At 54.8% G+C, this 18052-nt stretch carries 20 protein-coding genes; 9 read left to right on the top strand and 11 right to left on the bottom strand.

Going from position 1 to position 18052, the window contains the following annotated elements:
* Positions 1-24 precede the first annotated feature (24 nt).
* From FFR93_RS05540 to FFR93_RS05560, 5 genes are read right to left on the bottom strand one after another with little or no spacing between them, the layout of a single operon-like run.
* Entirely contained in the window at positions 25-630 is a 606-nt protein-coding gene (locus FFR93_RS05540; protein WP_138392379.1) for a hypothetical protein, read from the bottom strand.
* Complete coding sequence (locus FFR93_RS05545) at positions 614-1900, bottom strand: adenylosuccinate synthetase (protein WP_138392380.1); 1287 nt, start codon at positions 1898-1900, stop codon at positions 614-616. Before FFR93_RS05545 ends, FFR93_RS05540 begins: the two co-directional genes overlap by 17 nt.
* A gap of 16 nt (positions 1901-1916) precedes the next feature.
* Positions 1917-2831, bottom strand: coding sequence for a hypothetical protein (locus tag FFR93_RS05550; RefSeq protein WP_138392381.1), 915 nt, complete (start codon positions 2829-2831; stop codon positions 1917-1919).
* 20 nt (positions 2832-2851) lie between these two features.
* Positions 2852-3799 (bottom strand): hypothetical protein, encoded by a 948-nt coding sequence (locus FFR93_RS05555; RefSeq protein ID WP_138392382.1) that lies wholly within the window; start codon positions 3797-3799, stop codon positions 2852-2854.
* A gap of 16 nt (positions 3800-3815) precedes the next feature.
* Positions 3816-4856, bottom strand: coding sequence for a hypothetical protein (locus FFR93_RS05560; RefSeq protein WP_138392383.1), 1041 nt, complete (start codon positions 4854-4856; stop codon positions 3816-3818).
* A 143-nt stretch (positions 4857-4999) separates the two neighbouring features.
* On the opposite strand from FFR93_RS05560, the gene FFR93_RS05565 reads away from it, so the two are divergent.
* From FFR93_RS05565 to FFR93_RS05575, 3 genes are all read left to right on the top strand, one after another.
* Positions 5000-5683 carry an NUDIX hydrolase gene (locus FFR93_RS05565; protein WP_138392384.1) on the top strand — a complete coding sequence of 228 codons (684 nt, stop codon included), beginning with the start codon at positions 5000-5002 and terminating at the stop codon, positions 5681-5683.
* 90 nt (positions 5684-5773) lie between these two features.
* Positions 5774-6931, top strand: coding sequence for a DUF6384 family protein (locus FFR93_RS05570; protein WP_138392385.1), 1158 nt, complete (start codon positions 5774-5776; stop codon positions 6929-6931).
* Positions 6932-6935: 4 nt separating this feature from the next.
* Positions 6936-8075 (top strand): hypothetical protein, encoded by a 1140-nt coding sequence (locus FFR93_RS05575; RefSeq protein ID WP_138392386.1) that lies wholly within the window; start codon positions 6936-6938, stop codon positions 8073-8075.
* Here the strand turns inward: FFR93_RS05575 and FFR93_RS05580 are convergent.
* The 4 genes from FFR93_RS05580 to FFR93_RS05595 form a co-directional block, all read right to left on the bottom strand.
* Positions 8062-9129, bottom strand: coding sequence for a hypothetical protein (locus FFR93_RS05580; protein WP_138392387.1), 1068 nt, complete (start codon positions 9127-9129; stop codon positions 8062-8064). The genes FFR93_RS05575 and FFR93_RS05580 overlap by 14 nt on opposite strands.
* Positions 9130-9283: 154 nt before the next feature.
* Positions 9284-9904, bottom strand: a complete 621-nt coding sequence (prfH, locus tag FFR93_RS05585; RefSeq protein ID WP_138392388.1) for a peptide chain release factor H — start codon at positions 9902-9904, stop codon at positions 9284-9286.
* Positions 9897-11096 (bottom strand): RtcB family protein, encoded by a 1200-nt coding sequence (locus FFR93_RS05590; RefSeq protein ID WP_138392389.1) that lies wholly within the window; start codon positions 11094-11096, stop codon positions 9897-9899. Before FFR93_RS05590 ends, prfH begins: the two co-directional genes overlap by 8 nt.
* A 194-nt stretch (positions 11097-11290) precedes the next feature.
* Complete coding sequence (locus tag FFR93_RS05595) at positions 11291-12016, bottom strand: hypothetical protein (protein WP_138392390.1); 726 nt, start codon at positions 12014-12016, stop codon at positions 11291-11293.
* A gap of 367 nt (positions 12017-12383) precedes the next feature.
* Between FFR93_RS05595 and FFR93_RS05600 the strand changes: the two genes are divergently transcribed.
* The 3 genes from FFR93_RS05600 to FFR93_RS05610 are packed head-to-tail and all read left to right on the top strand — an operon-like array spanning position 12384 to position 14250.
* Complete coding sequence (locus FFR93_RS05600) at positions 12384-12923, top strand: single-stranded DNA-binding protein (protein ID WP_171049102.1); 540 nt, start codon at positions 12384-12386, stop codon at positions 12921-12923.
* A gap of 59 nt (positions 12924-12982) precedes the next feature.
* Complete coding sequence (locus tag FFR93_RS05605) at positions 12983-14014, top strand: hypothetical protein (RefSeq protein WP_138392392.1); 1032 nt, start codon at positions 12983-12985, stop codon at positions 14012-14014.
* A complete protein-coding gene (locus tag FFR93_RS05610; protein ID WP_138392393.1) occupies positions 14011-14250 on the top strand; it encodes a hypothetical protein in 240 nt (79 codons plus the stop codon). The genes FFR93_RS05605 and FFR93_RS05610 overlap by 4 nt, the downstream gene beginning before the upstream one ends.
* Before the next feature lie 4 nt (positions 14251-14254).
* On the opposite strand, the gene FFR93_RS05615 is transcribed toward FFR93_RS05610, so the two are convergent.
* The gene (locus FFR93_RS05615; protein WP_138392394.1) at positions 14255-15007 is read right to left on the bottom strand and encodes a hypothetical protein; all 753 of its coding nucleotides are present in this window, start codon (positions 15005-15007) and stop codon (positions 14255-14257) included.
* Positions 14998-15687, bottom strand: a complete 690-nt coding sequence (locus FFR93_RS05620) for a hypothetical protein (RefSeq protein ID WP_138392395.1) — start codon at positions 15685-15687, stop codon at positions 14998-15000. The genes FFR93_RS05615 and FFR93_RS05620 overlap by 10 nt, the downstream gene beginning before the upstream one ends.
* Positions 15688-15820: 133 nt before the next feature.
* Here FFR93_RS05620 and FFR93_RS05625 point away from each other — a divergent pair, with 133 nt between their 5' ends.
* From FFR93_RS05625 to FFR93_RS05635, 3 genes are read left to right on the top strand one after another with little or no spacing between them, the layout of a single operon-like run.
* A complete protein-coding gene (locus FFR93_RS05625) occupies positions 15821-16444 on the top strand; it encodes an NUDIX domain-containing protein (RefSeq protein ID WP_171049103.1) in 624 nt (207 codons plus the stop codon).
* Positions 16441-17286 carry a hypothetical protein gene (locus tag FFR93_RS05630; protein WP_171049104.1) on the top strand — a complete coding sequence of 282 codons (846 nt, stop codon included), beginning with the start codon at positions 16441-16443 and terminating at the stop codon, positions 17284-17286. Before FFR93_RS05625 ends, FFR93_RS05630 begins: the two co-directional genes overlap by 4 nt.
* Entirely contained in the window at positions 17286-18041 is a 756-nt protein-coding gene (locus FFR93_RS05635) for a hypothetical protein (protein ID WP_138392398.1), read from the top strand. The genes FFR93_RS05630 and FFR93_RS05635 overlap by 1 nt, the downstream gene beginning before the upstream one ends.
* Positions 18042-18052 lie beyond the last annotated feature (11 nt).

The raw sequence follows: 18052 nt of genomic DNA on the forward strand, positions 1-18052 counted from the left end.
TTCGCTAATTAAAATTGTTGACTTTCAGTTCAGCTTCATTCTGTCAACATCGGGAGAAATCCAGAATTCGTATTCCTGTCCTGGGATCAGATGACGAGCATAAATTCCATCGTCAACATAGCTCAAAAGCTGGAAAATGGATGGTGCATATGCGGTCACGACACCGCCGATAGCGCCTCTGATAATAGCCTGGGCGATGAAGTCGCCGGGAAAGGGCAGACCGCCCTCGTTCGTCTGGCTAATAACGATGACGGTCGAACCGTCCTGTCGCAGCCAGGCAACTTGCCCATCTGGAGCAAAAGTGATGTGAAAACCGCGCTTCACCATCTCAACGTCAATGGTGGCGTATCCGTCACGAGCTTCATCCACCCCAAGATAAAGGGCTGCCATGGCTCGAACGATACGGTCTGCGTACTTGTCAGCGTCCCGGGATATCAATTGCCTTTCACCGTCATCGAGACCAGGAGACGTTTTGCCCTCGATAAGAGCAATGTCGGCCGAACCGCCAATTCCAAACTTTATCTGGATGAACCGGTTTTTATTCCGGCCCTCAGGATAAAGACGAAGGATTTCGTCACCGTTCGGGCCGGAAATGGTTTCCGTGGTAAGACCATCAATTTGCAAGTGCATTCCAGTTTCGCTCCGCCAGCGAAATCACTGATGGAATGGTACCGCGCGTTGACGAGGACGCAAAGCTTTTTTCAGCACTCAGATTTCCTTTCTCGACGTCTTCACGGGTCGGTCCGTAGGACCTATAGGCGACTTTCAAACCGGAATGCTTTTCAACAAGAGCTGGAATGTGATCCCGCTCGACGTCTAAAATATTGCCCGATAACACGACCGCCGCCCTGCCCTTTATCTGGTCAAGACAGCTCATCGAAATGACGGGCGCTATCTTTACGCCTTGAGCCAGGGAAATATCGTGTCTGATCGCCGCAACGAGAACGTCGATGTCCAATGGAGCCTTCCGGATCGTTCCCTGCCACTCGTTTGGCTGGTTCGTCAGATCGACCATATCAAGCCAGGACATGTCGACACCTTCGTGCGCAAGTGGACCGGCTCCATGACGGGTGACGTAGGCGCGCGTGGCGTATGTTACCTCGATCTCGTCGATCCCAGCCTCGCGAGCGATGGTGACCATGTTTTTCAAGCCCGTATTGCTGCGGGTCACATGCGGGAACGCGCCATAATCCTGGTCAAGGAGCAATCCTTGCGCGCCTTCAAAGAGTACGTCCCCGGCAAGCTCACGATCTTCAAGAAGCGTCGTATATCCCATGAAGAATGCGCAATCGACGAAGAAGCGCTCGATCACATCGTCACTTCTCAGCACATCCTTGAATCCATCAGGGATGTCCGTGACCCCAAGCATTTCAAGACGGCGCGGGACCCATTCGTCACGAATGGACCGCAAAAGCGCTCTTCTCTTCGGCGTCGGAGATAACAAATCAGAGACCTGCAGACGGAATTCAGGGCGCAAGCTCCTTTCTTCCGTCTCGCCAATGCCGAGACCACAGCTGCCATGACGGCCATGACCGCGCTGGAGTTCGATGATTTGATTGATCATCATGTCGAACGGCGTCGTAACCAGGGCCTGCGGCGAAGTCGTACTCCTGGTCGTTCCGACCGGTTTCAGGGCAAATAGCTCCTCATTGAAAACGACAGGATTTACCACGAAGAACCGGCTGAGATGGGTTGGAACATCGGCCAGGGCACCGGAGCCGATATGATGGAAGACATGCCGAATTCCGGAGGGCGTGGTAACCGTGTGACCCGCCTGGGCCCCGCCATTGCTACGCACAACCACACTAGCACCTGCAGCAGCGTGGTAATCGGTCATCAGACCTTTCCCCTCATCACCATAACCGGCTCCGATCACTGCTTTTGCAATTCTATTCGACATGTCTTTCACCTTTCATTTACAGGCGCTGAACGCCCCTGCCCGCCGCTTTCTGTGCGAGCGATTTCACTGCATTGGCCACCACCACAGCAGTCGAACCATCCCAACTTCCGGCAACGACATCTTTTGAGACGCCTTCGTTGATCTGGATGGCCGAAACAACCGTTTCCGCCAACATCTTGTAGTCGTCGAGGACGATTACTTTCTGCGGCAGGAGATCGTTCCACTCGGCGAGTTGCATTCTGTAGTCCGAGCGGAACGAAGCTTTTTCGCCGATAATGACGTGATAAATCTCGAACATCGGATCAAGAAGTGCAACGATTTCCTTCGCAGACAAATCCTTCTTTTCTTGCAGGCCAAGGAATTTCGCTGCCTGGGCCTTCGTGACGCCGTCAAGGAAAGGCTCATCTCCGATGGAGAATAGATATCCTTTCTTTCGACGCTTCTCGAACGCGTCCGTTTTCACCTTGCGAGCGGCGAAAAGGTGAGGAAGAAGATAACTTTCACCTCGGTTCGGCCCGCCGCCGCGCTCCAGGAACAGGTCGGTTACCTGCTTGGCAATCCTGATGTCGGCTTCGAATTGCGTCACCTGCAGCGGTGACCGGTCAACCTCGGCGTCACCCACCGCCGCGACCATGATGTGCGGATCGTTGACAGGCTTGCGATCATAAATTTCCGTGGCAAGCGTATTCAGACCTTCACGCATTAGAAAATCCGCGATCATCCCCATCGAAGCAGTCACGTCTGCAGCTAGAATGATCGGCGTGGACAAAGGATTGTCGACCGAATCCCGGCTTTCACGCACCGCGATCTGAGCCGGATCGTAGTCCGGCTGCATATCGGTGGACTTGAACAATGTTGCTGTCGATTTGCCTGCGACGCTTGCAGACGAATATGCTGCCCAGGCTCCTGCGTCCCATCTACCACTACCCATGTCAGAACTCCTTTCTTCAGTTAAAGACGAACCGCGCCGCCCAGTTGGGTGCGGGCCGCGATGTTTTTGATTGCATTCTGGATGACGAGATCGGTGCCGGTTCCCCAGGAATTCGCCACCGCCGACTTGCTTGCGCCTTCGACGACCTGGATGGTCGAAACGACTGTCTCAGCGAGCAAAGACATGTCTTCAAGCGGAATGACCCGCTGTGGCAGAATATCGTTCCAGCCCTTGACTACATCGCGGTGACGCCCACCGTAGCAGTAGCCCTCATTGACCAGGACGATGTGGAACACTTCATAGGTTTTCGAAGCGAGCGCGATGCATTCTGCGGCCGTGTAGCCCTTCCAGGCCTTACGCGACGCAGCGTCACCCGGCAAAGAGGCTGCACCAAAGACCTTCTTCATGTCTTCAGGCGTTACCATTTTGTGGCAAGGCTCGTCGCCAATGGTGAAAAGATATCCCTTCTTGCGGCGCTTGATCCAATTGTCGTGGACCGTCTTCTGACCGGCGAAAAGGTGCACGAGACTGTAGGATTCACCGTCGTTAGCGCCGCCGTTGCCTTCGACATGGAGCTTGCGAACCTGATCGGCTAGACAAATATCCGCCTCGAACTGAGTTACCTGCAGCGGCGAACGGTCAGACCTTGCATCACCGACGGCAGCCACCAGGATATGAGGGTCACTGACGGGCTTGCGGTCGTAGATTTCCTTGGCAACCTTCGCAATTCCATCCTTGATCAGGATATGCGCCGTCTCACCCATCGACCCGGTGACGTCCGAGGATAGAATGATCGGGGTCGAGCGAGGATTGGCAACCGAGTCACGGCTTTCCCGGACCTGGATGTTGACAGGATTGACGTCGGCCGCCATCGAAGTTGCCGTGAAAATCTGCTGGCGGGTCTTGCCACTGAAATTCTGAGTGCTGTAGTTGCTCCAGTCAGTAGAGCTGAAACGCGAATTACCCATGATAGAACTCCTTTGTTCAGGTGTTGTAGACACTGTTCGGCGAGACACTCAGCTCGACGAATTGACGTTTGCCGAAAGCGGCATTGAGGGTGTTGGTCCAGACGCCGTATTCGTCGGGCGCATCATCGCTTGAAGGCGATAAGGTCCAGTCGATCAGCGGACGCGGAATGGTTTTGTCGAAATGGAGACCGGTGCCGCCTGGAGCGCCAAGCAGGTCCTGGGCGATATCCTTGACCAGGTCGATGTCCACCTTGGTGCTGACGGTCTCGCCCTTTACCATCAGTCGCGGAACGAGCGACGTTGTCCGACGTGGCAGCAATACCGGGCGCTGTCCGCTTGAGGTCGCATAACCCCAGCCGCCAACCAGAATGATCGAATGCTTGGCCGGGCAGACGAGAACCGTGTCCAGACTGATCGCACCGTGGACGAGCTTTGCCCAATCGAGATAACAAACCATGTTCATCAGCGACGACACGATCCATGCAACATGAACCGGAGCAATCTTACCGCCTAGAAAACCCTTCAAGTCTTCCAGGAGAACGCAGTCAGCAGGCCGATCATAGAAGAGCACGGTCTTGTCCCCGAGAACGAGGCTTCGCTTGAGCGCTGGATGATAACGCTTCATCTCGTTGCGCATCTTGTCGTCTGCATAGGGAAGACTGCCAGCCCGTAGAATTTCGGCCTCGGCAACATCCCGGTAATCGACGCCGATCTCATAGGCGACGGTTCGACTTCCGATGAGAATGTCCCCTAGATCACCCGAATGCTGGCGTAGATAGCTGAAACGCGATTTCGCCCCCTCTTCGGTCACGTACTCCCGGCTGGCCAAGACAGACGACGGCTTGGGGGCCGCGTTGCCGCTCAATAGATCGAGTGCGATCTTTCGCAATTTCACGACGTGCTCGTACACAGAACGGGCATTTGGCGCGTTGTTGTGATCAGGATGCCAGTCCGAGACCAAGGTCCGGAACTTGGCGTTGACGGCCTTCCTGTCCCCCGGAAACAGCTTGGGCGCGCTGGAAAGGTCAATCGCTAGAATGGCTTGGGCGTCTGTCATGTCTCACCTCAGTGAACCGAATGACCAAACGATGCGCCCGAGCGGAACAAAATGCAAGATGCAATTTGCATTTTGTATTTTGCTTCTTGACTTTTTGCATATCGCGTTTAGATTAAAAGCCATTAAATCATGAGGTTAGCGCTTTGGAAAAAAATCAATCGACAGGCAATGATGCTCTCGCCGCTCCGGCAGTGTCCGTAGACATCGTGCTCCTGACCCTCATCGATAAGAAACTGCAGGTCGCCTTGGTGAAGAGCAGGTCAAGCTATCTCAATGGTCAGTTGGCATTGATCGGAGGGACCGTGCATCCTGATGAAGACAAGACACTCGACCATGCGGTTCACCGTATTCTTGCCAAGCGTGGTGGGTTGAAGAAAATTTTTGTAGAGCAGCTCTACACCTTCGGCAGCAGGGACCGCGACGACCGTGGTTGGTCCGTGTCCGTCGCCTATTATGGGCTGCTTCCGATCACCGAACTCGAAAAGAACGAGCAGGAGCTGACATTCTACCCGGTCGACAAGCTACCGAAATTGCCGTTCGATCATAAAAAGATCGTCAACACCGCCGTCGAACGTGTACGCGGCAAAGGTGGGTATTCAACGATCCCTGCCCGGCTTCTGGGGCAAAAGTTCTCGATGCTTCAGATGAAACAAATCTACTCTGCGGTTCTCGGCGAGGAAATCGACATGGCAGCCTTCCGCAGAAAGGTTCTCTCTCTTGGCATCGTCAGGACCACAAATGAAAAAGTGCGACTGGGCCGTGCAACTCGTCCCTCCGAGTTGTTCGAGCTTGTGCCAGGCGTGGTGAATTTCGACAGCCGAATCTAAGGAGTTCCCAAATAATTCAGCTCAAATTGCGTTGACAAGACGGCTCGTTTGAATTTCCATTAAAAGGAATTAGAGCCGGAAGTCAGCAATATGAAAACCGCACACGACCTGTTCCTGCCAGAGGAAACACGGGATCAAAAAGCACGCAGATCGGTCGCAGATATCATTGCTGAGGATGATGCCGATCTGAAACGTCTCGCGGAACTGGCTGAAACGACGATCTCCTACACAAAGCTTTCCAGGCTGAAGTCGACCTGTGCATGGTTCATGCTGCACAAGCGCGTCACCGCAACCGCTTTCAGCGCCGCGACGCTCGGCATCGCCGCTTTGTTCTTGGTCCCGAGCCTCGTTGCCGGTGACACCGATGTCAAAGCGACAACCACGGTTGCAACCGTTCAGCCTGAGACAAAGGATAATGAAAAAGCCTCGCCAGAAATAAAGCTCCCGGAAGTTGCCAAGACAGACGTCCCGGTCAAGGAACCGAAGAGCGAGGCGCTGCAGACATATGTTCAGATGAAAGATGGCGGAAAAGAGCGCCTGCTGAGCAATGATCTTGGCCTTGTGTCGCCGCCTGTCTTGACGCCAATCACCGAGGAGCTTCGTGAATACCTCGACAAATCAACGCCAAAGGTCACTGTCGCGCCGCCGACCGTCGTCGGCACCATCGCCGTGCCCCTCAATCAGGTGAATATTCACGAGGAAGCAGACGGCGCACCCGAAATGACCGCATCAGCAAGCGACTTCATCGATCAGTTTGGTTTCGGAACCGAACCGAAGACTGATGCCCCCGCTGTCGCAAACAAAGGCGGCGGCACTGACGGAGAGGAGATCGTCCCGGAAGACATTGCCCCCGTTCCAGCATCGAGGCCGCAGGAAGATAAGCCGACCGGCGTCGAAGAGATCAAGGATGTTCGCTACCAGATCATTGATCGGGATGGTGAGAAGGCAGGCTTTCGTCGAATGAAGGACAAGAACCCGGACACCACACAATGGTTCCTGGTCATTGAAGCTGTCGATGCGCGCGGAAAAGCTATCCCCACGCCCGTCATGAGCATGGACACTGGTGAAGTCAAAGTCGTCACCAAGTGGGCAATCCAGGTACCGGAGAATGATTTCATGAAATTCTCGAACGAAAAGAAGAAAACCGGAAAGATCGCCAATACGGTTATCGGTACGGCACCGTCCAACCAGACAGAACCGAAATGGTCGGTAAAGCTTACCGGCAACATGCTTACGGAGTGGGAGTGACCCAATGTTTATGACATCGTCAGAAATCGGTGACTACCTCCTCAAAACCAGACAATCGGCATTGCGGGAACTCGCAACAAACTATGTCCAGCTGCTTGCTCTCGAAACACAGAGCATTGATTTTCTGATCGCGTCGGTTCAGCAACGGGATGCTGGCCACCCGTACCTCGGTGTGGCGAAGGAAGCGGTCTTGAAAGCGGAAGAACGGCTTACGAACGCAATTCGGCTCTCGGCCACCCATGAGGCATTGACCCTGGACAACTTTAGCGGCTGCGCAAAGGGCGAGAAGGCTGCTGAAGCCATCCGCGCACGCTTCCAGGCCATGATGAAGAATTTCGAAAGCCGCCCCTCCTCCGACCTGAAAATGGTCGAGATTCAAACGCGGATTGACGCGATTGAAACTGCCGGTGCAGACGAACCAGAAACGTCAGCCCTTGAGGCTGAACTGACGAAATTCGCGACCGACCCTCTCATCACCTATCTCGATGGCAAGCAGCTTGAGGGACGGCAGTTCGGCGTTTTCGACAAGGTTATCGGGCGCTGGACCGGCTACGAGTCGTATTTAACACTGGCAAAGCAGATCGAGGGATATCGTTCCGCCCACAGCGAGGTGGCGAGACGCCGACGCGACCGGGTTTCGGAACTCAAGGACATCATGTCCGCCAGGACCGTTGCATACCGCAGGGAAGCGCGTGAGCGCATCGCCAGGGAACTGAACGTTGCCACGGTTGAGGTCGAGAAGTTCGACCGCCATGACGAAGCACGTCAACTGGCGGTCACAGAGCTTTACAAAGCAGTCGACCTCTTCCGACCAGCGTATTTTCTGCAGGCAGCCGCCCTTCTCAATCTCGGTGAAGGGTCTGAGAACGCCAAAACTGCCAAGGCGTTTCAGGATCAGCTGACAGCTTCTTCGACCGGCAACAGGGCGGCGGCGGTCACACTGCGCGACAAATATCGGAAGATCACGGAGCTGTTTCGCCTCATCCGGCAGCATTTCGCATTCGAGCATCGCTACCGGTTCGAAAGCCCTCTGGAATTCGACGAGTGGCTCAATGACGAGACCCTCAACGCCGAGGACATTCTGGAACGCATGGTAGACCGCGTTCCGGAGGTAGAGGAAAAGGCCAGACTCAGGGCGTCATGACGTAAATTTTCTTTCTGGCAACGGCGTCGTGCTCGCCTCTCCAGTGGGGATTCCACCAAAAGATGCCGCTTTCTCGTACCTTGAAATGGCCGATCACGACGCCGCCGGTCACGCTGTGTGTCGAGATGCCGTATCTCTCGTAGAGGCGTTTTTTCTTCGGCGTGAGATGCAATCGCACATACTGGTAACCCTCAATCGGGGGCTTGCCCTTTTTCAAGCGTTGCTTGTTCAGCTTTTCCGGCGGAGGTACCACTTCTCTGCGAACCGCATTACGGCAATTGAGCAGGATCAGGCCGGGAAGGATTAGATTTACGAAAATGCGGAAAGCATCGTTCGTCTGATCGGCTTCCATCAACTTTAATTTCTGTTCCGGCATTATCGAAAGCATCGCCTGGCGAAGCGCTTTCTGGTCCGGATGTGGAGCCATGCCAAAGCGCCAACTCAGTTGCTTCATTGCAATCGCTTCCGCATCGTCCTTATCGATTTGCTTGATGCGCTTTGCAATCTTCCCGGTGACGATTGGCGGGCCATCATCTTCCACCGGTTCACCGGAATGAGACAGCTTGTCAATCAAATGAGACATGGACGCCACCATCTCGTGACGACGGCTGTCTGTGTCCGGATCGAACGCCAATCTGACATTCGCAAGCGTTATAGTCGTGCCGCCTCCGGGAAGTCGATCCCGGTGGACGTGGTCCATCAGGATTTGGCCGTCCTCCTCCCATAAAAGAAACCCCGTCCTCTCGATGTCGACGATATGACGCTCGCCTCGAATGTTCGGGCTCCCCATAGCACCCATGGCTTGGCGTAGATGCTGATTGGAGAATTCGATCCACAACAGGGGCGCTGGAAGCTTGACGAAAGGGAGGCAAGCGATGATCGACGAGGGCTTGGATTGAGAGACGTTGACGGCCATCGCAACCGCTTGTTCGTCGAATACAAAATATTCGGCTTCCTTCATCCTCGCGCGGATCGGATCAAGCAATGTGTCGGGGTGAATGCCTCCAACAGACGGCACGGCGTCCTGTTTTTCATAGATTTCAGTAAACAGCATGCGGCATCTCCGGAATCGTAGAGCCTTCCTATACTCCGGAGGATCGGGCGTCGCAAACAAACGTTAAGCCCGCATAGGCTGAAGCCGGTTCGAAAAGTGACCGGAAAACGAACCTGGAGGCGACATTCCAGGCGCTTCTCGAACCGGTGAACAGTCAGCCGCTGATCGTCAGGACGGCATTGCCTCGCTCAAGAGCCTTGTGACTCAGGAAGAGGTCCTTCTTTTCAGCTTCATGCTTCTCGTCCGCAATGATCGACAGCATGTCAGCGAGACGTTGAACTGCCAGCGCCTTGTTGCGATGCTGTGAGCGTTCATCCCTGGCAAGCGTCGTCAATCCCGTCGGTATATGGACCGCTCTGACCGCACTATCCGTCGTGTTCTGGTGCTGGCCGCCTGGACCACCCGCCCTCAACGTTTCGAAACGGACATCCGCAAGATTGAGAGAGGCCTCCTCTTCACGAAGAATCGACTGGCCGAGAAGGCTGACGCCCACGAACCAGTTTCGGCGCTTGTGACCCTTGCGGACAGGGCTGTCAAACACGAAACGGACGGTGCCGATAAAGGGTCGGACGAAAGACTGGGCATCCTTGCCTGTCACCGTCAAAATGACAGAGCGAGGAAGCCGACCTCCCCCGGACGGACCATGAAGGCAATGAACCTTCAGATTGTCCTTCCGGGCGGCAGCGTTGATGTGTTCGACGAGACGCTCAACAGCGATCCGGCATTCCTCCGGCCCACTGCCTGACGTTATGGCGATATTGACGATATCAGTCACGCTTCGACTTCCTCTGCTTGCGGCGATCAAGCAGCAGCTTGTCCTTGGCCGTATGGTCTTCCTGGTGAAGGTCAGCACGCTTGAAGGTGACGAGCGGCTTCAGGGCCGCCAGTTTTTCCACCAAACCATGCTTGACCAGTTCGTCGACGACGTGAACCGACGACTTGTAAGCGGCACCAGCTTCTTCGAGCAGCAGGTTCCGATCCTCGACGATGGCACGCCCACCCCAGGCGTTGCGGGTAAGTGCTTCCCGCTCGGCCTTGGTGGCTCCCACCCGATGGCGCATCGTGGCCCGATCATATTTTCGACCGGCTCCATGCGACAAGGCATTGAACGCCTTTGAGACATCATCCTTGGCCGCCACAACGAATGACAGGCTATCGCGTGACCCGGCCACCGGAACGATGTCGCCCGGACGGGCAAGTGCAGCCCCCTTTCGGTGCACGAACCTATTTTCCTCATAGGAAATTAGGTTGTGAGGCGCATCGGAAACCAGACTGGCTTCGCAGCCGATCAATTCGGCCGCTCGACCCGCAATAGCCTGGCGATTGAGTGCTGCCCAGCGAACGCAGAGATCGTGCCCTTCGAGATAGGAGATCGCCGAAGGTGTGTCCGCTGCCATGCCAAGGTGACGGCTCTCGTCAAGGTTCGAGAATGTCGCCTCCCCGAGCCCCCGGGAACCGGAGTGGACCAGAAGGAACAAGTCTCCCTTTCGGCCGGAGAAGGCTTCTGAAGCGTCCTCGACACCCAAAACCTCGCAGAAGTGATTGCCACCACCCACCGTTCCCAAAGAGAACGGATAAAGCGACGGCAGCAGACCTGCAGACGCCAGGTAGTCAGAAGCCGCATCCCATTCGTCAGAAGCCAGTTGACGAAGCCGCTTGGCCGTCTTCTCGATGTTGAGCTTCCGCTCGGGGATCGAGAGCCGGAACAGGGCCATTCCGCAGCCGATGTCGTTGCCGACATAGGCTGGATGGATGCGGGATGACCGGATCGCGACCCCGACGGGTCCGAACTTGCCCGGGTGAAGGTCCGGGAACGCAGCAACGGCATCTACGCCCTCAACGTCGAGTAGCTGGACCAACTGCTGTTCGGCCGCACCTTCGATCCACGAGAGTTCGGAATAGTAACGTGTAATGACGGAAGGAGCAGCCGTCACTGCTGGACCGGAGTCCAATTGGGTATTGCCCATGAAATGAATCCTAGAAACAGGGAATAGTCTCCGGCCGAGGCCAGATTTCAAAATTCGCTCTTAAGACACCGACTGGTGCTTAGGCGAAGACCCCAAAGGGGCGATTAGCGGACAGAACGGTCATGTCGGCATCTCCCTGTTTCATAAATGACTGCCTCGATAATTTCACAGGATTTCTTCCTTTGCAACCACACTCATGAGAGATAAAGGTCACGTTGCAAAAATGACAGGATTTCCTCCGGTTCGTAGCGGTGCTCGTCTTCCCGGCGGCGAAGCTCCTGATGACGGCCACCAGAAAGGAGCACGTTCGGAACTCCTTTCTGTGACGCCGTGTCGGCCTGTGCGACAAGGTGACGAGCCTGTTTATAGTCCAGGTCATCGTTCAGGCTGAAGACCGCAAGGGACAGAGATCGGAACGACTTGCGAAAAGCGCTATCGCTGTCACGATAACGATAGGAGCCGACTTCGTAGGAGACACCTTCGAAGAGGTCGAAATCACCATGATCCGGAATGTCTCCGCTCCACGGGCGGAGGTCTTCGAGATTCAGGTCGTCATCCAGCTTCCCGTTTACATAGGCGAAGGTACGCAGGTACTTGACCGTCATCAGCCAGGGCAGATTGTGCTCAAGACTGGGATTGTCCTCACTGTTGAACATGGAGCCCACGAAGATGTGCTTCAGGATACGGCGATACCTGGGTGCCGGAAACGATGGGTCAGTCGACTCCACCATGGACTGTTCCAAGGCGACAAAATCAGGCCGCGAAAAGAAATCCTGGAAAGCGTTCGACAACAGCTTCGGCTCTGCCAGGATGAAAAACAGGTGCTCAGGCTTTGAAATGGCAGCAAAGACTATGTCCTGAAGAAAAGCTTCGACATCGACGCTCCCGGCAGACACAGAGCTGAAATCGAAGACAAACACCGACGGCTCCGGCCTTTGCGGAAGACTTGCGTTCGCGAACAATGAAACATCGGTGCCGCCATGCCATTGATAAACCGGCCGCTGATACCGAAGGAAGAAAAACGGATCATTGGCCGTTGTCGTCTCAAATGGAAGTGTCATCGCTCACCTAAAAAAAAAGAGCCGCACGACGGCGGCTAAGGAGTTTCGGTTTTCAAAGGAAAAACTCAACGTCAGTTGAATTCTTCAAAATCAATATGAAGGAAAAGAAAGGGTTTGACAACAGATTTGTTTCGCCAAATGATTTTCGAAACAATTCCTTTGAGCGAGCCCATCTCGCAAGGATTTTCCTGAAAATATCGGAGTGACAGAAATGCAAATGGCACATGTGAACGAGGTCGAGTTTATCGGCCGGGTGGTAGGTCAGGTCGAGAAGCTGAAGACTTCTTCTGGTCATCCCTTCGTGAAGATGAAGGTCGAAACCGAACGTTTTGTGCGCTCCAAAACTGGCCAGCGGGACCGGCTTTTCCAGGTTCACACCGTCGTCATCCGTGAAAAGCTATCCGTGCCGGTCATGAGCGAGCACGCCGTCGCTGGTGTCGTCGTCCGAATTGTTGGCGAACTGAGCTATAATTCCGCTGGAAAAGCCGAGATCGTTGTTTGGGATCATCTTGGCCAGGCCAAGCTCATGCAGATGCCCGACAGTGCGCAGGCAACCAAGACAGAGGCACCTGCTACGCAGGCGACGAAAAATACTGGTGGTCTAGGCCGCATGACCGCGCAGAAAGACCGGAACGCCGATGAAGACGGCGGCAACGATGATCATCGCCAGTTCGAGAACGAAACAGCAGAAGACAAGACGGATGATTTTCTAAGTGGTCCGGAGTTTGTAAAGTCCAACGACCTCTCAGACGACATACCATTCTAGCAAAATTCGTAAATGATTTCAATGATTTATAAGACTTTGGAATGCCGCCGCGAGGGAACATGGGCAATAAATTTTCAATCCGGGAACATGTTGACAGCACCTTCAAGGAGCACGTTTTTGTTCCCGCTCCATCACAGTCGTTCAGCTTCTTTGGTCACTCACGTGAGCTGAAATATGTTCCGCAACTGACCAAGGAAAGCGTGCGTGTTTCGAGAAGCTCGGCCTATTCCTTCGAAATCACCTGGCGACCAGGTCACATCCTCCTGACAGGCGATCTTGGGGAGTTGACGCTCGTCCAGAAACACGCAATGCCATCCTTTAAGGAAGCGCTGGAATGGGTCGTTGACGCCGATTACGATTATCTGATGGGCAAAACCTGCGTCAAAAAAGAATACGATGCCGAGGCAACCTACGAATATCTAATCCATACGGCGAACCGCGAAGCCATCGAGCATCTGCTTGGCCATTCCGAATGGTCTTACCAGGACCAGCGATATATTCGCAGGAACGGCGTGAGGCCTGACATTCGCCGGTACCGCAAGGAATGCAAGGAGGCAGCTCTCGAATACGAGGCGGCTTTTGCCGAATACACGACCGGAGAACAAAAGGAAGAGGAACCAAGACTCGAAGATTTCCTTCCCTACAAGGAAGAATTCGGGTCGGTCCTTCGAAACCCTGGATGGAAAGACAATACGCTGTCCCGCGCGGATTATTCCAATGTCCACCATACCGTTTCCCGCGCCTGGTATGTTTGCGGCTATGAGACCTGGGTGTCGTTCTGGGTCGCGTTGAGGGCAAATGGTTATTACGACCCCACTGCAAACTCAGACAACCCGGACGCACATCCCACATTTGTGCTCAATCCTCGCAACCGCCAGGAACTGAAAGAGGAAATCAGAAATCTCTGCGACCAGCAGCACGAGATCGTCGAATTTCTGCGGGATGCAGGATTCGAGGATTATTACGGTAGCGACATTTATCCCGTGCGAACCAAATGGCAGATCGATGCCATCAAACATGGCTGCAAAATGTTGCTCGCAAAGGTAACTGCTGACGAAGAAATGGCTGCAAGGGCCGGAAAGGCGGCGTGAACGTAATGGCACAATGCAATCACTGCCAAAATGGCTTCCTGGGGAACAAGTTTGGACAGGACGTCGAATGCGTGAATGGCGTCCTGATCGATATCGATGAGGCCCATGAGGGATGGCAACGCGATGTGGCCTATCCGGTCGCGCCGTGTCATCCTAAGTGGCAACGCCAGCTTGATGGCGACGAGGACTTCCCGAATGACTGTCAGGAACGACTGGCAAGCTGGGCGTCGCCTTAGGCCGTCAAATGTATTCCGTGACCGCCGGTAAGGTCATCGCGACAAGCAGAGCGACGCCTTCTTCGACCAATGAGCCGTGTCGCGTTTGAACATGCCCAGGTAAGCTTGCCATCAGCGCCCGCCATTTCGTATTGAACCGCCCTCGCCCATCAATCCCGAAGTCCCAGCCGCGCACGCACCTTCTGCCGGGCTCATTCATATCGGCGGCGTCACCGGCCCTCATGATCCAGTCGATCAACGTCAGTATCTCGTCGTTGGAGCACCTCTTCTCTTGGAGCGCAAACATCAGGAGCGCGATTCCGATAAAGACTCCTTCACGATCACCTACATCGACGTCCGACAGAAGCCAGCAAAGGGACGTGATAACGGCTAGCCGGGGCTGACCGAGGACAATCAGGCTTTCGATAAACTGAATGAGGTTCGTTTCATCGGTGTAGGGTCGGTCGGACGGTTTAGAGCCTGAGCAATAGACCAGTCCGCAACTGAACGCGCGCTGACGATGAACCCGGATCATGTCCTCGTCTGATGATGGTTCCGACCATGCGCAGAGGCTCAGGACTTCGAGCAGATAGCCATCGAGGTCAAAGCCATCCGGACCGATGGCTCTTAATTTGCGGAGTTTCGCGAGGTGTTCGTCATAATCCATTCCGTAGTCGAGACGGGCAATCCTTTTCAGGTCCTCGTCATCAAGCGCATCAAGCAACTGCGCCAAGAGTTCTTTCTGATCTCCTGAAAACGGAACCGCGATCAACGGCACGGAACCGCCACGAGTTCGTCCTCATCCGCCCAATCAGAATAGTCTACAGCATCAGTGATGTCCGCACCCCAGCATCTGTCGGCTGGACGCTGACTGCGAAAGTCTTGAAGGCCAACCTGGCAGGCACGAAAGGCGTTGCGAACGAAACGCGCTCCTTCTTCCGACACGCACTCGGCTTCCAAAGCTAGTGTGATGTCCTTGACGCGTGATCCCTTCAAGCTGGTTTGCATCGCCGTCTCGATCAGGCCGAGGGTATGCTGCATTTGACCACATAGAAGAGCGACAAAAGCGCTACTGAACCCCTGACCTCTGGCGTCGGGGCTGACGTAAACGACCTTAGGCTCGACAGTAACCGAAATTCTCAGACTTTCCTGCTGACCCACATTGAAGATGAATACGCGCGTATCAAAGGCCAGAAATCCCGAAGATCGATCTTCGCCTTCGCGCTCGATGGACACGACGAAACCTGGGTACAACATTGCGTCCGAAATCCACTCGTAGACGCCCCATTTTTCACCGTTGAGGCGTGGCAAAAGCTGAGAACGCAATTCTTCCTGCCCATCCGATCTGACAACGGAGAAGTTAAAAGCACGGCCATCAGCCAATTCGAGACGAGCCGGAACATCGGGTGATTCAAGAGTTCTGGCTATGGCATGTAAAAATTGAGGATCAGTTGACATTTAAATTCTCCTTGGTCACGATCCTCCATCGAAAATCCGCATCATGCAAAGGAAATCCAAGCCAGATTTCCTTGTGGGAGGCGAGGCAGACCTTTATCTAATGGGTAGGCGACATCGCCATTTTGGAGACCCTATGCTTTACCTGAGTATCGAGCAATTGATTGGCTTGGCTTCTGTTCACACCACCAACGACATTTCCTATCTGCCGCAGCCAAACCAGGTCAGCGTCGTCATCAGCGATATGGTCGCGCCGCCGGACGTCAATCCGACGGCTTTCATCCTGGCTTTTACGGAAAACGGCGATGTCGTCCTGACGGATAATGTCAAGCGAGGTCCAGAGGCTTGCGGTGGCCATCGTGACCCGATCCTCGACGAAGATGGCATCACCGTCATCAGGATGGAAACCGCTGCCGAGGCGGCCGAGCGGGAAGGCGGCGAAGAAGCTGGCGTTATCCTGAAGTCCATTCAGCCCCTCGGCATGTTCCGCTCGATCACCGGAGCCAAGAAGCCGGAAGGCTATCGTTACCCTCATCCCTGGTCGACACAGCAGTTTTTCATGGGCATCGTGGACCGGTTCGATCTCAGCCTGGTCAAGCGCAATGAATGCCATGGTCCGGTCATCGTCAAACCAGAAGATGCCGAACGCTTCTTGGGCGCGCGCGAATTCGTCCTCTACAAGCATGCCATGGCGACGCTCTTCCCGGACCTCGCGGCCGAACATGGGTTCGTCGAAAACGCGGAAACACCCCATCCATGAAGCTGATCTTCAGCCGAAAAGGCTTTGATTCAGGAAGTGGCGGTTGCGCCTCGGCAATCTTGCCGGACGGGTCATTGGTATCCCTGCCTATCCCCGATGGACGAAGCCTCACAAGATACGGCGCTATCGATGGCCCGACCGGGCAACTGGTCGAAGACCTGACAAATGGTCGATATCAGAAACGCCATCCGGCCCACCTCGATCCCGATCTGGAGCATGGCTCGATTCCTCGAACGGAGGGTTGGCGTGGCGCTCTGGGTCAGACAAGCGCCGCCGCCTCTCACTTGAAGTCGCAGGGCGTCACTGTCGGCGATGTATTCCTGTTTTTCGGCTGGTTCAGAGACGTCGATCTGAAGGACGGAAAGTACCGGTTTGCTTCAAAAGGCCGAAACATTCATGCGCTGTTTGGCTGGTTGCAGATCGGCGAGGTCATAGACCTGTCGTCTGGAGACCGGCAATCCTGGCAAAACCATCCATGGCTTGCAACGCATCCCCATGTCCGCCGGGGACGTGAGGCTGGCAATACGATCTATGTCGCCAGCGAACAGTTGGTCATCGGAGACACTGCCTTTGGCCCTGGATGGGGCCGGGTTTCGGTTCTTGAGCCTCGGCATATCTTGACCCGCGACAACGCGCCCGGCAGGTCTGCTTGGAGCCTGCCATCCTGGATGCACCCGGATCAGGGGAGCGCCTTGTCCTACCATCTCGATGCTGCGCGCTGGGGCCACGCCGAAGCCATGGCCACCTTGAACATCGTCGGCCGAGGTCAGGAGTTCGTCCTGACTTGCAACAATCAAGCCGCCATGAAAGATTATCTCACACATCTGATTGGGGAACGCTGATGCCGAGACTGTTCGATTTCGACAATAAGGAACAAGCCGCTAACCGGCAGGCCTACGCCGACGGACAGACTTTTCCCTATCTCCCGAAAAAACGTACAGGCAAAAATGAAGTGGACCTGCGGGAAATCCACGGTCCGCATGGCCTATTCCTGTTCGATGGCGAAAACCATCAGTTCAAACGGCTTGCAGAAGACGCCTCTGCCTATCGTAACGAAGCTGCAGATGAAATCTTTGAGTGGCTTGACAACAACGCCCAGGGCCGTTGGCACTGGATGGAGCATTCGAGCAATCATGGTCACAGCCTGGCGACAAATATCTGGGTAGAAGAGGACGCTGACGCGCAGTCACTTCTGGCAGCTTTCCCGGGCAAGCTTGCCTTCAACGAGAAGCAGCATGCTGAAAACCAAGAGATCAGAACCAAATTCGTGACCGGAGAGAGCGGTCTGCACCCGGCTTTGAACGCCGGTTTCCTCTCCTACATGATCGAATGGAACGATGATGAGAGCCGCAGGTACATTGCGAGCATCGGTGACAAGCCTGGCTTCCCGAAAGTTTTCGCGGGAAGCATCGGAGAGCTGAGAAAGCGCGGCGAGATCGATGAGAACATTCTTCTGGATCGCTTGGCAGGCATGATCGATGGCCTTATTCCGGCCGAAGGGCGCGAACAGGTCGTCGCTTACCTTGATCGAGGAAGAACACCATTCGTCGATGCTATGTTCGAACGTCTACAGAGCCCGCCAACTCCAAGGCTGTAGTCGGGCATCAA

Source organism: Rhizobium sp. MHM7A (assembly GCF_005862215.1).
GTDB lineage: Bacteria > Pseudomonadota > Alphaproteobacteria > Rhizobiales > Rhizobiaceae > Rhizobium > Rhizobium bangladeshense.

Bases quoted from the DNA above. Each gene is read 5' to 3' on its own strand.
- FFR93_RS05625 (WP_171049103.1), top strand. From the start codon at position 15,821: ATGCTTTACCTGAGTATCGAGCAATTGATTGGCTTGGCTTCTGTTCAC.
- FFR93_RS05630 (WP_171049104.1), top strand. From the start codon at position 16,441: ATGAAGCTGATCTTCAGCCGAAAAGGCTTTGATTCAGGAAGTGGCGGT.
- FFR93_RS05635 (WP_138392398.1), top strand. From the start codon at position 17,286: ATGCCGAGACTGTTCGATTTCGACAATAAGGAACAAGCCGCTAACCGG.
- FFR93_RS05550 (WP_138392381.1), bottom strand. From the start codon at position 2,831: ATGGGTAGTGGTAGATGGGACGCAGGAGCCTGGGCAGCATATTCGTCT.
- FFR93_RS05560 (WP_138392383.1), bottom strand. From the start codon at position 4,856: ATGACAGACGCCCAAGCCATTCTAGCGATTGACCTTTCCAGCGCGCCC.
- FFR93_RS05570 (WP_138392385.1), top strand. From the start codon at position 5,774: ATGAAAACCGCACACGACCTGTTCCTGCCAGAGGAAACACGGGATCAA.
- FFR93_RS05540 (WP_138392379.1), bottom strand. From the start codon at position 630: ATGCACTTGCAAATTGATGGTCTTACCACGGAAACCATTTCCGGCCCG.
- FFR93_RS05620 (WP_138392395.1), bottom strand. From the start codon at position 15,687: ATGTCAACTGATCCTCAATTTTTACATGCCATAGCCAGAACTCTTGAA.
- FFR93_RS05545 (WP_138392380.1), bottom strand. From the start codon at position 1,900: ATGTCGAATAGAATTGCAAAAGCAGTGATCGGAGCCGGTTATGGTGAT.
- FFR93_RS05590 (WP_138392389.1), bottom strand. From the start codon at position 11,096: ATGGGCAATACCCAATTGGACTCCGGTCCAGCAGTGACGGCTGCTCCT.
- FFR93_RS05580 (WP_138392387.1), bottom strand. From the start codon at position 9,129: ATGCTGTTTACTGAAATCTATGAAAAACAGGACGCCGTGCCGTCTGTT.
- FFR93_RS05555 (WP_138392382.1), bottom strand. From the start codon at position 3,799: ATGGGTAATTCGCGTTTCAGCTCTACTGACTGGAGCAACTACAGCACT.
- FFR93_RS05575 (WP_138392386.1), top strand. From the start codon at position 6,936: ATGTTTATGACATCGTCAGAAATCGGTGACTACCTCCTCAAAACCAGA.
- FFR93_RS05605 (WP_138392392.1), top strand. From the start codon at position 12,983: ATGGGCAATAAATTTTCAATCCGGGAACATGTTGACAGCACCTTCAAG.